The 14,797-nt window shown below is 63.9% G+C and carries 15 protein-coding genes; 10 read left to right on the top strand and 5 right to left on the bottom strand.

Features of this window, described 5'->3' with window-relative positions:
- Nucleotides 1–30: 30 nt before the first annotated feature.
- The 4 genes from AB5K84_RS31160 to AB5K84_RS31145 all read left to right on the top strand — a co-directional run bounded on the left by AB5K84_RS31160 (nt 31) and on the right by AB5K84_RS31145 (nt 3,051).
- Entirely contained in the window at nt 31–786 is a 756-nt protein-coding gene (locus AB5K84_RS31160; RefSeq protein ID WP_011085970.1) for an ABC transporter ATP-binding protein, read from the top strand.
- Nucleotides 783–1,496, top strand: coding sequence for an ABC transporter ATP-binding protein (locus tag AB5K84_RS31155; protein WP_011085971.1), 714 nt, complete (start codon nt 783–785; stop codon nt 1,494–1,496). Before AB5K84_RS31160 ends, AB5K84_RS31155 begins: the two co-directional genes overlap by 4 nt.
- Nucleotides 1,497–1,662: 166 nt before the next feature.
- Entirely contained in the window at nt 1,663–1,881 is a 219-nt protein-coding gene (locus AB5K84_RS31150; RefSeq protein ID WP_028172186.1) for a hypothetical protein, read from the top strand.
- A gap of 111 nt (nt 1,882–1,992) precedes the next feature.
- Nucleotides 1,993–3,051, top strand: a complete 1,059-nt coding sequence (locus AB5K84_RS31145; protein ID WP_011085973.1) for a YeiH family protein — start codon at nt 1,993–1,995, stop codon at nt 3,049–3,051.
- A 134-nt stretch (nt 3,052–3,185) separates the two neighbouring features.
- Here AB5K84_RS31145 and AB5K84_RS31140 read toward each other — a convergent pair whose 3' ends face one another.
- The 5 genes from AB5K84_RS31140 to AB5K84_RS31120 all read right to left on the bottom strand — a co-directional run bounded on the left by AB5K84_RS31140 (nt 3,186) and on the right by AB5K84_RS31120 (nt 7,988).
- Nucleotides 3,186–4,058 (bottom strand): ABC transporter ATP-binding protein, encoded by an 873-nt coding sequence (locus AB5K84_RS31140; RefSeq protein ID WP_038966063.1) that lies wholly within the window; start codon nt 4,056–4,058, stop codon nt 3,186–3,188.
- Nucleotides 4,055–4,960 (bottom strand): ABC transporter permease, encoded by a 906-nt coding sequence (locus AB5K84_RS31135; protein WP_011085975.1) that lies wholly within the window; start codon nt 4,958–4,960, stop codon nt 4,055–4,057. Before AB5K84_RS31135 ends, AB5K84_RS31140 begins: the two co-directional genes overlap by 4 nt.
- A complete protein-coding gene (locus tag AB5K84_RS31130) occupies nt 4,957–6,378 on the bottom strand; it encodes an ABC transporter substrate-binding protein (protein WP_038966056.1) in 1,422 nt (473 codons plus the stop codon). Before AB5K84_RS31130 ends, AB5K84_RS31135 begins: the two co-directional genes overlap by 4 nt.
- A gap of 181 nt (nt 6,379–6,559) precedes the next feature.
- Complete coding sequence (locus AB5K84_RS31125) at nt 6,560–7,333, bottom strand: Crp/Fnr family transcriptional regulator (RefSeq protein ID WP_171463750.1); 774 nt, start codon at nt 7,331–7,333, stop codon at nt 6,560–6,562.
- Nucleotides 7,334–7,691: 358 nt separating this feature from the next.
- On the bottom strand, nt 7,692–7,988 hold the full coding sequence (locus tag AB5K84_RS31120; protein ID WP_038966062.1) for a gamma-butyrobetaine hydroxylase-like domain-containing protein: 297 nt from the start codon (nt 7,986–7,988) through the stop codon (nt 7,692–7,694).
- A gap of 215 nt (nt 7,989–8,203) precedes the next feature.
- Here AB5K84_RS31120 and AB5K84_RS31115 point away from each other — a divergent pair, with 215 nt between their 5' ends.
- The 6 genes from AB5K84_RS31115 to ytfQ all read left to right on the top strand — a co-directional run bounded on the left by AB5K84_RS31115 (nt 8,204) and on the right by ytfQ (nt 14,744).
- Nucleotides 8,204–8,977, top strand: coding sequence for a ferredoxin--NADP reductase (locus AB5K84_RS31115; protein ID WP_011085979.1), 774 nt, complete (start codon nt 8,204–8,206; stop codon nt 8,975–8,977).
- A gap of 102 nt (nt 8,978–9,079) precedes the next feature.
- Entirely contained in the window at nt 9,080–10,822 is a 1,743-nt protein-coding gene (locus AB5K84_RS31110; RefSeq protein ID WP_038966061.1) for a fumarate reductase/succinate dehydrogenase flavoprotein subunit, read from the top strand.
- Between the two features lie 31 nt (nt 10,823–10,853).
- Complete coding sequence (locus AB5K84_RS31105; RefSeq protein ID WP_011085981.1) at nt 10,854–11,087, top strand: 4Fe-4S dicluster domain-containing protein; 234 nt, start codon at nt 10,854–10,856, stop codon at nt 11,085–11,087.
- A gap of 2 nt (nt 11,088–11,089) precedes the next feature.
- Nucleotides 11,090–12,067 carry a HEAT repeat domain-containing protein gene (locus AB5K84_RS31100; RefSeq protein ID WP_038966055.1) on the top strand — a complete coding sequence of 326 codons (978 nt, stop codon included), beginning with the start codon at nt 11,090–11,092 and terminating at the stop codon, nt 12,065–12,067.
- Between the two features lie 132 nt (nt 12,068–12,199).
- Nucleotides 12,200–13,372 carry a fumarylacetoacetate hydrolase family protein gene (locus tag AB5K84_RS31095; protein ID WP_011085983.1) on the top strand — a complete coding sequence of 391 codons (1,173 nt, stop codon included), beginning with the start codon at nt 12,200–12,202 and terminating at the stop codon, nt 13,370–13,372.
- 406 nt (nt 13,373–13,778) lie between these two features.
- Complete coding sequence (gene ytfQ, locus AB5K84_RS31090; protein ID WP_011085984.1) at nt 13,779–14,744, top strand: galactofuranose ABC transporter, galactofuranose-binding protein YtfQ; 966 nt, start codon at nt 13,779–13,781, stop codon at nt 14,742–14,744.
- Nucleotides 14,745–14,797 lie beyond the last annotated feature (53 nt).

Raw genomic sequence — 14,797 nt, 5'->3', positions numbered from 1 at the left:
ACGGCGCGAGACAGGCGAGGGGCGCTAGCGATGCTCGAGATCCGCAACCTCGCAAAGTCCTTTGGCGGCGTGAAGGCGACCAACGACGTGACGCTCGACTTCCCCGATGGCTCGCTCACCGCCGTGATCGGCCCGAACGGCGCCGGCAAGAGCACCTTCTTCAACCTGATCACCGGCGCCTTGAGGCCGGATTCCGGCGAGGTCCTGCTCGACGGCGTCGATCTCGCCGGGCGTTCGCCGCCGGAGATCGTGCGCCACGGCATCGGCCGCGCTTTCCAGGTCGCCAGCATCTTCAAATCGCTGACGGTGCAGGAAACCATGCTCGCCGCGGTCAGCGCCGATCAGCGCACTTCCGCAGTGCTGCACAAGCGCTTTCCCTTGCCCGAGACGCGCGATCGCGCCGAGCATGTGATGGAGCTGTTAGGCCTGTCCGGCAAGCGCAACCGCACCGCGGCGACGCTGTCGCATGGCGATCAGAAGCTGCTCGACATCGCGCTGGCGCTCGTGCTCGAACCAAAGGTGCTGCTGCTGGACGAGCCGACCGCCGGCATGGGCCCGGAGGAGCGCTGGCGCATGATCGACAAGGTGCGCGAGCTCTGGGAGACGCAAAAGATCACCGTCGTCTTCATCGAGCACGACATGGACATCGTGTTCAAGATCGCGCCGAAGATCGTCGTGCTTTGCTATGGCCGCATCCTCGCCACCGGCACGCCCGACGAGATCCGCAACAACAGCGCGGTGATCGAGGCCTATCTCGGCACCGAACATGCGGGAGCGGCCGCATGAGCGCAGCCATCATCGAGGTCGCCGATCTCGACGTCTATTACGGTACCAGCCAGATCCTGTTCGGCGTCGGCCTTTCCGTGCGGCAGGGCGAGACCATGGCGCTGCTCGGCCGCAATGGCGCCGGCAAGTCGACGACCATGAAGGCGATCATGGGTCTGGCGCCGCCGCGGCGGGGCAGGGTCAGCCTGCGCGGCGCGGTGATATCAGGCCGGAAGCCGCACCATATCGCCCGCGCCGGGCTCGGCTTCGTGCCGGAGGACCGCCAGATCTTCCCGGAGCACACGGTCGAGGACAATCTCGTCATCGGTCGCAAGAAGGGGCCGGAAGGCCAGGACGAGTGGCCGATCAAGCGCATCTATGAAGTCTTCCCGCTGCTGGAGCCGCTGCGCCATCGCATCGCCGGACGCCTGTCGGGCGGTGAGCAGCAGATGCTGGCGATCGCGCGCACGCTGATGGGCAATCCGGCGCTGCTGCTGCTCGATGAGCCCAGCGAAGGGCTCGCGCCGATCATCGTGCAGCGGATCGGCGAGCTTTTGCGCCAGCTCCGCCAGCTCGGCTCGACCGTGCTGATCGCCGAGCAGAACATGCATTTCTGCCTTGGCCTGGCGAGCCATGCCACGGTGATCGACAAGGGCCAGATCGTCTATGCCGCCGGAATCGACGAGCTGAAGGCCAACGAGGCGATCCGGCGGCGTTATCTGGCCCTGTAGCCTGGGCGCCGGTGTCCAAATAGGCCGGAAGAAGAAAACTATTGTCCCGGGGGTGTCCGACGGAAGGAGTTTCCCCGTCGAGGCGCAAAAACGCCAATCGCTTCCATTGCCGTTTGGGGCCGAAACGACGACATTCCGTTCAGAATTTGATGGATTGGCGCAAGCTATGGAACGCACTCGATTTGAACCCTTCGGCGAGCAGCTGGTGTCCGCGACGGACACCCAGCCCAAGTCGCGCGCCTCGAAGCTCCTGTTGCGGGCCGGTACCACGCTGTTCTGGTCGCTGGTCGCGGGCATCGTGCTCGCGCGCGCGGCCTTCTTTGAGCCGGGCATCTATGACGGCTTCAGCCGCGTCGCCTCGCTGGCCAAAAACCTGATCTTCTGAGCCGGTTTATTCCGGGTCGAGGACAGAACTTCCCTCGGCCCTGATATGTCGAAAACTTATTTCCCAATTGGATCGTGCTGCGTATAAATCTTTCTCCTCTGGGAGAGATTTGTGTCGCAGAATCAAGCATCCAGCCCGGCCGATGCCAAGCCGGCCACCGCCATAAGCCGCATTGCGGCGCTGATTCCGGGCATCCTCCTCTGCATTGCCGTCGCCGGCGTCTCCGCCCTGCTGGAGCGGGCGGAACTGGGCGTGTTCGAGCATCCCTATGTCGAGGCGCTGGTGATGGCGATCCTGCTCGGCATGGCCTTGCGCAGCTTCTGGAAGCCCGCGCCGCGCTGGCAGGCCGGCATCGCCTTCAGCGCAAAACAGCTGCTTGAAGTCGCAGTCATGCTGCTGGGAGCCTCGATCAGCTTCGCGGCCATCGCCGCCTCGGGCATCGCGCTGCTGGCATCGATCGCCGCGGTCGTCGTGATCGCGCTCTGCGTCTCCTTCGGCCTCAGCCGGCTGCTCGGCCTGTCGACCCGGCTGTCGATCCTGATCGCCTGCGGCAACTCTATCTGCGGCAATTCGGCGATCGCGGCCGTGGCGCCGATCATCGGCGCCAACAACGACGAGATCGCGTCCTCGATCTCCTTCACGGCGATCCTCGGCGTCATGATGGTGCTCGGCCTGCCGCTGCTGATCCCGCTGCTGCAACTCTCCGCCACGCAATACGGGATTCTCGCGGGCCTCACCGTCTATGCGGTGCCGCAGGTGCTCGCGGCGACGGTGCCGGCCGGCCTCGTCTCGACGCAGATCGGCACGCTGGTGAAATTGATGCGTGTGCTGATGCTCGGACCGGTCGTCGTCGGCCTGTCCCTCGTCGCCTCGCGTTGGCAGAGCGACGCCAAGAAGACCAATGTCGGCTTCTTCCGCCTGGTCCCGTGGTTCATCCTCGGCTTCCTCGCGCTGGCGACGCTGCGCTCGCTGGAGATCGTCCCTAGCACGGTGGTCGGACCGGTGACCAAGATCACCAGCTTTTTGACGGTGGTGTCGATGGCGGCGCTGGGCCTCGGCGTCGACGTCCGCGTGCTCGCCAATGTCGGCGGACGGGTGACGGCTGCGGTGACGCTGTCGCTGATGCTGCTGCTCGGCATCAGCATCGCGCTGGTGCATTGGTTTAAGTGATTAGAACGAACTGCCGTAGGGTGGGCAAAGGCGCGAAGGCGCCGTGCCCACCACGTATCCACATTCATGATGAAGATGGTGGGCACGCTTCGCTTTGCCCACCCTACGAGGCCCGCAAACGGGGCGAGGTTAAGTCAAATCACATCTGCCAGCGAATGCCCGTGCAGCTCGATGTTCAGCCCCTGCATGCCCATGTCGGTGATCTCGCCGCCCATCGCCTTCAGGCTTTCCTCGCGGATCAGCGACATCAGCCCGCGGCGCAGGCCCAAAAACTCCGACGACATCATCATCGCTTGCTGCCGCGGCCGCTCCAGCGGGATCGGAATCTCCGCCTTGATCGAGCCGGGGCGGGCGGTCATGCAGTAGACGCGGTCGGACAGGAAGATCGCCTCGTCGATGTCGTGGGTGACGAACAGCACCGAGATCTTCAGCCGCTGCCACATATTGGTGAGGATCTGCTGCATGATGACGCGGGTCTGCGCGTCGAGCGCGCCGAACGGCTCGTCCAGCAGCAGCACCTTCGGTCCCGTCGCGAGCGCACGGACGATGCCGACGCGCTGCTTCATGCCGCCGGAGAGTTTTTCCGGATAATGCTTCTCGAAGGCCTCTAGCCCGGCAAGTCCCAGCAGCGTGCGCGCGGCGCGCTCGCGCTGCGAGCGCGCCATGCCGCGCATCTTCAGGCCGAACTCGACATTCTCCCGCACCGTCTTCCAGGGAAACAGCGAATATTGCTGGAACACCATGCCGCGCTCGGCGCTGGGGCCGTTGACGCGCTCGCCGTCGACGGTGACGATGCCTGTGGTGGGCTTGAGGAATCCCGCGACCGCGTTGAGCAGCGTGGACTTTCCGCAGCCGGAGGGACCGACGATCGAGACGAACTCGCCGGGCTTCACATGGATCTGCGTATCGGTGACGGCCTGAACCGGTCCCTCGATACTGTCATAGCTGAGCGAGAAGTTCCGGACTTCGATATGGCCCTTCGACGGGTTCGCGAACATCTCGCTCATGTCGACCTCCACGGCATCACCAATTGTCCCGCGCCCCTGATGAGCAGGCTCGATCCGAGGCCGAGCACGCCGATCGCGATCATGCCGAGCGCGATGTCGGCATACTGGACCAGCGAATAGGCCTCCCAGGTGAAGTAGCCGATGCCGTACTGACCCGAGATCATCTCGGCGGCGATCAGCGACACCCAGGCGACGCCCATGCCGACTGTGAGGCCGGTGAAGATGTGCGGCAGCGAGGCCGGGAAATACACCTCGCGGAAGATCGAGCGTTCGCGCGCGCCGAGACACTGCGCGGCGCGCACCAGAACGGGATCGACCAGCGACATGCCGTGCAGCGTGTTGACCAGGATCGGGAAGAACGAGCCGAGGAAGGTGATGAAGACGATGCTCTGCTCGTTGGTCGGCCACAGCATGATCGCCATCGGCACCCAGGCGATCGCCGGAATCGGCCGCAGCACCTCGGCGACCGGGAAGATGATCTCATGCACCAGCTTGAAACGGCCCATGATCAGGCCGAGCGGCACGCCGACGATGGCCGCGAGCGAGAAGCCGATGAAGATGCGCCGGCAGCTCAACACGATGTGCATCAGGAACTTGGGATCGTGGATCGCCTTGGTGAAGCTGGCATAGACCGCGAGCGGCGAGGGCACGTTGGTGAAGCGCACGAAGAACACGACGCGGTAGGTCGTGAGCAGGTGCCAGACCAGCAGGAACGCGATCAGCGAGGCGATGCCAATCGCGGTCGCGCGCAGCCGGCCCTGGTTGAGACGATACCAGCGCAGCGCGAGCGTGCCGAAGGAGGGCGGTGTCTTGGGCGGAGCGGTGGGCGCCGGGCCCGCCTCCGCGACTGCTGTTGCCGGCATGCTGTCCTCGGGATGTCTGAGGAGGGCGGGACTGCTCACGTCTTGCCTCCGCCGACCGCCGCCTTCACCGCATCGTCGAAGCCGAGCACCTTGCCGCCGATCTTGGCCGCATGGGCTTCGGCATCCTTCTTCAGCAGGAACGGCGCGACGTCGCCATTGCCGACCGCGAAGAAGGCCTGGTCGGCGAACAGCTTGATGCCGCGGGTGGTGTCGAAGACGTAGGCCACGTTGATCTTCTTGCCCTTGGCCTTGAAGTCGGCATAGGCGCCTAACGTGCAGGCCGCGGACGCGAACGGTAGGATGCCGGCTTCATCCACCCAGACCTCGCCGGCCTTGCGCGGATCGGTGATCGGCTTCTTGCAGAAGCTGTCTTCGCCCGTGATTTCGTAGTTCTTGGTGCTCGCAAGCTGCGCGTCATAGTCGAGCTTCATCTCGGCATAGGCCTTGCGGATGTAGCTGTCGTCGACCCATTTCTTCGGATCGAACTCCTTCATGCGGCCGAGGTTCTGCAGCACCTTGACATCGGTCGTGGCGGCATCGATCAGCGCCGGCTTGATCGTCGGGTCTGTGGTCATGTTGCCGCTGGGGCCGAGGAAGATATAGACGACCTCCTTGTTGATCCCGGTCCACTCCTGGATCTTTTCGGCGGCAAGCTTGGGATCGTCGCGTAGCCACTGGTTGGCGGCGATCAGCGCCTTGAAGTAGGCGACGACGACCTCGGGATATTTTTCCGCGAAGTCGGTGCGGACCACGATGCCGTGGAAAGTCGGCAGATTGGTCTCGACGCCGTCGAAGATCTTTCGCGCGAAGCCGCGGAACGGCAGCAGCTCGGCGAAGGGGACGAAGTCGGCATGCGCGTCGATCTTCTTTTCCTGGAGATTGGTCGAGCCGACCTCCGGGCTCTGGCTGACGAGCTGGAAGAAGTCGGATGTGTAGCCGCGGTCCTGCATCGCCTTGAGCACCATGCCGTGCGCGGCGGAGCCGAACGGCACGCTGACCAGCTTGCCCTTGAGATCGGCGAGATCGTAGTAGGGCGAGTCCTTGTGGACGACGAGGCCGTTGCCGGAGCCGGACAGGCTGTAGGCGGCGATGCCGATCAGGCGGCTCTTGCTCTCCGGATTGCTCTCGAAGGTGAAGCCGTTCACGATCAGCGGATAGTCGCCCATCATGCCGATCTGCAGCTTGTTCGCCATCATCGCGTTGGTGACGGGCGGGCCGGAGGTGAAGTTCTGCCACTCCAGCTCGAACTTGATGTTGGCGTATTTGCCTTCCTTCGGCAGATATTTTTCGAGGAGATGAAGCTGGCGGATCACGACGCCGGCGGTCACCGTGTTGGTCGTGGTGTCCTGCGTTCCGATGCCGAGCGTCACGGTTTCCGCCGAAGCCGGCTGCGCGAGGATCAGCGCCAGCGACGTCACCGACATCGCGATCGAGAGCGTGGGAAGATGGCGGACCATTCTCATCCTCATTCGGTTGGATGTGCTGTGGTTGCCATGATTGGGTGAGGGCCTGGACAGGGCAAATCCGGAATGAGCGCCGCAGTCGATTAGTTGCCGGGAAAAGCTAATTGCATACTCCTTGGGCAGTCCTGCACTATAAAGCCGCTTGCCTGTGCAGCGGCCGTGGTCGCGGGCTCCCTTAATCGGACGCCTGGCCGCGCATCTCCTCCAGCACGTCGGTCCGGCACACCACGATCTGCGAGCGCTTGGTCACGACGATTCCCTTCTCCTGCATGCGCTTCAGGCTGATCGTGACCCATTGCCTGGTGGCGCCGACCATGTGGGCGATGTCGGCATGGGTGAAGGCGGCCGCGATCACCCGGCCGTCCGCATCATCGACGCCGTAGAGCTCGACGAGATGCAGCAAGAGATGCGCAAGGCGCTGGGTGATCGAGCGCGTTCCCAGCATCTGCGCCAGCGCGGAATAGCATTTGCCCTTGAAGGTGAGGCCTTCGATCAGGCCGATCGCAAGGTTCGGGATCTCTGCGGCAAGGGACCGCAGTTCCTTTCCGGGAAGGTGCACCACGCTGCAATTGCTGGATGCGACGCCGGACCATTGATGCACGGTGCCTTCGAACACCTCCGGCCCGCCGACGAAATTGCCGACATGCCAATAGGCCAGCGTGATCTCGCGTCCGAGCGGGGAGGTGTAGAACACGCGGATGCGGCCGCTCTCGATCAGCCAGATGCCGTCATGCTTGCCGCCCTGGCTGAACAGCGTCTGGCCGCGGTTGAGCACCTTGCGGCGGCCCTGCTTCAGCACCAGCTCCCGCTCGCGCGGCGTCAGCTTGTCCATCAGCGCCGGCGGTCCGCCGATCCATTGCTGGTTCTCGGTGAGCAGCAGCGAGGAGCTTCCGGCAGGCCGGACTGCCGGGGGAACAGCCCCGCGAACCACATTGGCCGCCTGCAACATCACCTGCCTCCGGAACGTTCAAGTCGTTCTAAAGAGGAGCAATGTCCGTGCCAGATTCACTCCGCTGTCATCGCCCGGCTTGACCGAGCGATCCAGTATTCCAGAGGCGTCAATGGGTTATTGAGAGGCCGCGGCGTACTGGATTCCCCGCCTTCGCGGTGAATGACAGCGGAATTTGTGGCTTGGCTAGCGCGCCTCACCAACATCGTCGTCCTGGACAAGCGAGCGAAGCGGAGCGCTGATCCAGGACCCATTACCACACGTGTGCGTTGTTGCGCGGCCATGTTGCCACAGCCCGCTTTTGCAACTTGCTCTTGGGGTAATGGGTCCTGGCTTTCGCCAGGACGACATCGATGGGTTAGCGCCCCGCCAAGCTCAGCAGATACGGCTTGGGGTAAATCCCCCGGTTATGCCCATCCGAAAACGAGATGTTGAGCCCATATCCGAGATCGCCGATCTCGGTGATGGCAATCCCCGGAAACGCGTCCGGGAAGCGGCCGTCGAAGCGGGCGCGGGTGCAATGGGCGCACTTGCAGGAGAGGCGAAGCTGTTCGGCGGGCAGGCTCAAGGCATCGTCCTGCGTGGTGCGGACGAGGAGCGCGGCGAGATCGGCGCTGGCTTCGTAGTCGGCTACGGTCGGTGCCACCAAAGTCATGGTCATGACGAACCTCCGACTCCTCTCTACGTCGTTGTGACACAACTGCGATAGCAACTAATTGCCAGCGCGCGTGCGCTCGCCTGACCTTCGCTGCCTGCTCTTCAGTCACCGCCCGCGAAATGTGAAACTAATCGACCGGAAATTTCACTTACGAATTGCCGGACTCTCCTCGCTCCGAAACCTTGGGCGTCGTCGATGGCCAAGGAGAGACCATGAGCGCATTTCAGAGGGAAACGGTTTTGTCGGTCAGGCACTGGACCGAGTCCCTGTTCAGCTTCACCGCGACACGCGATCCGGGCTTCCGCTTCCAGAACGGCCAGTTCGCCATGATCGGCCTGGAGGTCGAGGGCAAGCCGTTGATGCGGGCCTACAGCATGGCGAGCGCCAACCACGAGGAGGCGCTCGAGTTCTTCTCGATCAAGGTGCAGGACGGCCCGCTGACCTCGCGCCTCCAGAAGATCAGGGAAGGCGACATCATCCTGGTCGGCCGCAAGGCGACCGGCACGCTGATCACCGGCAACCTCATTCCCGGCAAGCGCCTCTTGCTGCTCTCGACCGGCACGGGACTCGCGCCGTTCGCCAGCCTGATCAAGGACCCTGACGTCTACGAGAATTACGAGACCATCGTGCTCGCCCATGGCTGCCGCCAGGTCTCGGAGCTTGCCTATGGCGAGCACCTCGTCGAAGGCCTGCGCAACCACGAATTCTTCGGTCCCCTGATCCGCGACAGGCTGATCTACTACCCGACCGTGACCCGCGAGCCGTTCCGCAACCGCGGCCGCATCACCGATCTGATCGCCTCGAACCAGCTGTTCGACGACATCGGGCTGCCGGGCCTCGATATCGAGACCGACCGCATCATGCTGTGCGGCAGCCCGGCGATGCTGGAGGAACTCCCTGCGATGTTTTCCGCGCGCGGCTTTGTCGAGGGCAATCACAGCCAGCCCGGCCATTTCGTGATCGAAAAGGCCTTTGTCGAGCGCTGAGGCGCAAATCGCGGCCCGGCGACAACTAATTGCTATCGCCGGAACGTCACCTGAACAAATCTGATGCAAAGGCGCCGGCTATCGGCGAACCAGGAGCAAGCGATGGCACTAGATCAGATCGTCGACGGACTTTCGGAGGTTTCCTGCGATGTGCTGGTCATCGGCGGCGGCACGGCCGGCCCGATGGCGGCGCTCAAGGCGAAGCTGAAGAATCCGAAGGCCAATGTCGTCCTGCTCGAGAAGGCGAACGTCAAGCGCTCCGGCGCGATCTCCATGGGCATGGACGGGCTGAACAACGCGGTCATCCCCGGTTACGCGACGCCGGAGCAGTACACCAAGGAAATCACCATCGCCAATGACGGCATCGTCGACCAGAAGGCGGTCTATAAATACGCGCAGAACTGCTACAAGATCATAGAAGAGCTCGACAGTTTCGGCATCCGCTTCCTGAAGAACGAGAACGGCGACTACGCCGTCAAGAAGGTGCATCACATCGGCACCTATGTGCTGCCGATGCCGAACGGCGAGACCGTGAAGAAGGCGCTGTACCGTCAGCTCCGCCGTGCCCGCATCCTGATCTCCAACCGCTACATGGCGACGCGGCTGCTGAAATCGTCTGATGGCCGCATCGCCGGCGCGATCTCCGTCAACACGCGAACGGCCGAAATGCTGGTCATCAAGGCCAAGGCGGTGATCCTGTGCATGGGCGCCGCCGGCCGCCTCGGTCTGCCGACCTCCGGCTACATGTTCGGCACCTATGAGAACGCCGCCAATTCCGGCGACGGCTACTCCATGGCCTATCACGCCGGCGCGGCGCTCGCGAACCTCGAATGCTACCAGATCAATCCGCTGATCAAGGACTATAACGGCCCGGCCTGCGCCTATGTCGCCGGTCCCTTCGGCGCCTTCACCGCCAACAACGAAGGCTCGCGTTTCATCGAATGCGACTACTGGTCCGGCCAGATGATGCTGGAGTTCTACAACGAGCTCTTGTCCGGCAAGGGGCCGGTGTTCCTCCAGCTCAAGCATCTTCACCCCGACACCATCTCGGAGATCGAATCCACGCTGCACAAGGTCGAGCGTCCGACGCGCGGCCTGTTCCAGCAGGGACGCGGCGTCGACTACCGCAGCGAATCGATCGAGATGCACATCTCCGAGATCGGCTTCTGCTCCGGCCACAGCGCCTCCGGCGTGTTCGTCGACGACAATGCCCGCACCACCGTGCCCGGCCTCTACGCCGCCGGCGACATGGCGAGCGTGCCGCACAACTACATGCTCGGCGCCTTCACCAACGGCTCGGTCGCCGGCATCGACGCGATGGAGTTCGCCGACAGCCACGACTTTGCGGAGTTCGACGCCGCCGATGTTGCGATGGAGCGCGACCGCGTGATGGCGCCGACCAAGCGCGAGGACGGCATTCCGCCGAACCAGGTCGAATACAAGACCCGGCGCCTGGTCAACGACTATCTCCAGCCGCCGAAAGTCACGCGCAAATACGAGCTCGGCATGCGCCGCCTTGCCGAGGCGCGTCAAGACATGCAGGAACACATGATCGCGCGCAACGCGCACGAGCTGCTGCGCGCGCTCGAAGTGCAGTCGATCATGGACTGCGCCGACTTGGCGGTGCATGCCTCGCTCTACCGCGAGGAGAGCCGCTGGGGCCTCTATCACTGGCGCACGGATTTCCCGGAGAAGGACAACGAGAACTGGTTCTGCCACACGCTGCTCAGCAAGCAGGACGGCAAGATGACCAGCGAGAAACGTGCCGTGGAGCCGTACGTCGTGCCGATCGCCGACGACGAGAAGGACCTCTACGACAAGCAGCGCATCCGCGCCTCCGCCTGATCCACCAGACCATAGCAACAGGAGACATAAAATGCCTCTCGCGTCCTATCAAACATCGGTTCCGGTGGTCGTCGACGATGCCAAATGCATCGCCGACAAGGGCTGCACCGTCTGCGTCGACGTCTGCCCGCTCGACGTGCTCCGCATCAGCGAGATGACCAACAAGGCCTACATGGCCTATGACGAGTGCTGGTACTGCATGCCCTGCGAGGCCGATTGCCCGACCGGCGCCGTCACCGTCAACATTCCCTATCTGTTGAGGTGATCATGTCGAGCCCGTTCGAATCCTACGACGATCTCGAAGACGCCGACGAGCGGCTTCAGGCCGCCGATCCCGCCGAGCGCCGCGTCGCCATCATCGCGCTCGGCCATTCCGGCGATCCCGCCGCGGTCGGCCATCTCGCCAACATGGTCGCCGATCCCGATGCCGGCGTGCGCCAGCAGGTCGCGATGGCGCTCGGCGAGTTCGACGGGCCGGAGGCCGCGAGCGCGCTGGTCAAGCTGCTGGTCGATCCTGAAAGGATCGTGGCATCGGCCGCGGCCGACAGCATGGCCGAGTTCAAGGATCCGGCCTGTGCCGAAATCATCCTGCCGCTGGTCAAGCATGCCCACGCTTTCGTCCGCATGGGCGCACTGCGCGCGCTGAAGGAGTTGCGCTGCAAGGACACGTTGAAGCCGGCGCTGGAAGCGCTCCAGGACACGGACGCCGCCGTGCGCGTGCAGGCGATCGGCGTGATCGGCTTCCTCAAGCTGGAAGAATCCATCCCGGCGCTGACCGCGCTGATCAACGACCCTGATGCGCATGTGCGCCGCGCCGCCGTGAGTGCGCTGGCGTTCTCGCAGATGAAGCCGGCCGCCGAGACGATCACACGCGCGCTGAAGGACAGCGATTGGATGGTGCGCGAGATGGCGGCCGAAACGCTGGGCCTCAATGTCAACGGCTCGCTCGCCGCAGAGCAGCTCGTGGCTTCGCTTGGCGACGAATTCTGGCAGGTGCGGCTGAAGGCGATCCGCAGCCTCGGCAGGATGAAGATCGAGCGCGCGGTGCGCCCGATCGGCAATTGCATCAACCATGACCAGGCCAATTTGCGGAAAGAGGCGGCCGCCGCGCTCGGCGAGATCGCCCATCCCGACGGCGAGGCGTTCCTCGCCGTCATCGCCGACGATGCCGACCCTGATGTCCGCAAGAACGCACGCTGGGCACTCCAGCAGATCGCGGCCCGCAAAGCGCGCGCAGGCGCATAGAGGCGCGGGCAGGGGCATAGCGGGTCTTCGCGGCCGGTCTGGACTTCCCCTGCCAGACGTTTATTGGTCTTCGCCAACGGGATCGGCGGCTGTAAACGCGGCTGATCCTTAGAAGCAGCGAGGACGCCGGCCATGACCACACTGACAGTCAAAGACCTTCTCCCCGAGGACGGCACGCGGGGAACACTCGTCGGCCGCGTCTGGCTGCCGCAGGTCAATGGTCCGGCCGTGGTCGCCGTGCGCGGCGACGGTGTCTTCGACGTCACCGCCAAATTTCCGACCGTCAGCGCGCTTTGCGAAGAGGACAATCCCGCCAAGGCGCTCGCCGCGACCGGGGGGGAGCGCATCGGCGATCTCGACGCCATCGTGGCCAATACGGCCCCCGATGGACGTGACCCCAAGAAGCCGTGGCTGCTCGCGCCGGTCGATCTCCAGACCCTGAAGGCGGCCGGCGTCACCTTCGCGATCTCGATGCTGGAGCGCGTCATCGAGGAGCGCGCCAAGGGCAATCCGGCCTCGGCCGAAGCGATCCGGAAAGAGGTGACGCGGCTGATCGGCGACGATCTGTCAAAGCTCAAGCCGGGCTCGGACCAGGCGATGCACCTGAAGCAGGTGCTGATCGATCAGAACGCCTGGAGCCAGTACCTCGAGGTCGGCATCGGTCCCGATGCCGAGGTCTTCACCAAGGCACCGACCCTGTCCTCGGTCGGCACCGGCATGGACGCCGGCCTGCATCCGAAGTCCACCTGGAACAACCCCGAGCCGGAGCTGGTGCTGTTCGTCTCGAGCCGCGGCAAGATCGTCGGCGGTTCGCTTGGCAACGACGTCAATCTGCGCGACTTCGAGGGGCGCTCGGCGCTCTTGCTCTCGAAGGCCAAGGACAACAACGCGTCCTGCGCGATCGGTCCGCTGCTGCGCCTGTTCGACGACACCTTCACGCTCGACGATGCGCGCAAGCTCGACATCAGCCTGAACGTGAAGGGCACCGATGGCTTCGTCCTCGATGGCCATTCCTCGATCAGCAAGATCAGCCGCGATCCGACCGACCTCGTCGAGCAGACCATCGGCAAGGTCCATCAATACCCTGACGGCTTCGTGCTGTTCCTCGGCACCATGTTCGCGCCGGTCAAGGATCGCGATGCGCCGGGGCAGGGCTTCACTCACAAGCGCGACGATATCGTCACCATCGCCGCGCCCCAGCTCGGCAAGCTGGTCAACCGCATGCGCACCAGCGACGAGTGCGAGCCGTGGACCTTCGGCTTCAGTGCGCTGATGAAGAACCTCGCGCAGCGGAAGCTGATCTAGCTTCTTTTTCGCCTCTCCCTGCTTGCGGGGAGAGGCCGGAATTTGCGCGAAGCGCGAATTCCGGGTGAGGGGGAGTCTCCGCGAGTCGATTTGGTCGACCTACGCCGAGCTCCACACATCGTCATTGCGAGCGCCCTCACCCCAACCCTCTCCCCGCAAGCGGGGCGAGGGAGCGCACCTTCATCTCCTCGTTGCATCGCTGGAACAAAATCGCGCTGGGTGTGTCATAGAGCCACCCAGTCCGCCAACGCGCGGTTTCCTCCAAATAGTCAAATAATATGACTAGTCGGAACCGATCTTCCGTGAAATAGTGCCTCCCGCCGCCCGCAAAGGGCGGTCTGCAGGTGCCATGCTACCAATCGGCGCCTGAGATAAACACAAGATCACTTCTTGGGAGACACGCCTGATGATCCTCAAAGCCCTCTTTGCAGCCAGCGCCACGGCCGCGTTGCTGCTCGCGCTGCCGGCGAATGCCGCCGAGCTCACCATCGGCTTCTCGCAGATCGGATCGGAATCCGGCTGGCGCGCGGCCGAGACCTCGGTCTCCAAGCAGGAGGCCGCCAAGCGCAAGGTCAATCTCAAGATCGCCGACGCCCAGCAGAAGCAGGAGAACCAGATCAAGGCGATCCGCTCCTTCATCGCGCAGAACGTCGATGCGATCTTCCTCGCGCCCGTCGTCTCGACCGGCTGGGACTCGGTGCTGAAGGAAGCCAAGGAGGCCAAGATCCCGGTCGTGCTGCTCGACCGCGACATCGATCCCTCCGGCAAGGAACTCTATCTCACCGCCGTCACGTCGGACAGCGTGCACGAAGGCGAGGTCGCCGGCGACTGGCTGGCCAAGACCGTCGGCGGCAAGGCCTGCAACATCGTCGAATTGCAGGGCACGGTCGGCGCCAGCGTCGCTGCCAACCGCAAGAAGGGTTTTGACACTGCCATCGCCAAGCACGCGAACCTGAAAGTGGTGCGCAGCCAGACCGGCGACTTCACCCGCGCCAAGGGCAAGGAAGTGATGGAGAGCTTCATCAAGGCCGAAGGCGGCGGCAAGTCGATCTGCGCGGTCTACGCGCACAACGACGACATGATGGTCGGCGCGATCCAGGCGATGAAGGAAGCCGGCCTCAAGCCCGGCAAGGAGATCCTCACCGTCTCGATCGACGCGGTTCCCGATATCTTCAAGGCCATGGCCGCCGGCGAAGCCAATGCCACGGTCGAGCTGACGCCGAACATGGCGGGCCCCGCACTCGATGCCATCGCGGCCTTCAAGGACAAGGGCACCGTTCCGCCCAAGTGGATCCAGACCGAGTCCAAGCTCTATACCGCGGCCGATGATCCGCAGAAGATCTACGACAGCAAGAAGGGCCTCGGTTACTGAGGCGGGCGCCGTGCCGGACCGCCCATTTGTGGTCCGGCACCCCCTTCGGCACC

This window comes from Bradyrhizobium sp. 1200_D9_N1_1 (assembly GCF_052075915.1).
Classification (GTDB): Bacteria; Pseudomonadota; Alphaproteobacteria; order Rhizobiales; family Xanthobacteraceae; genus Bradyrhizobium; species Bradyrhizobium diazoefficiens.
This window is presented reverse-complemented; position numbering and strand designations above follow the sequence as displayed.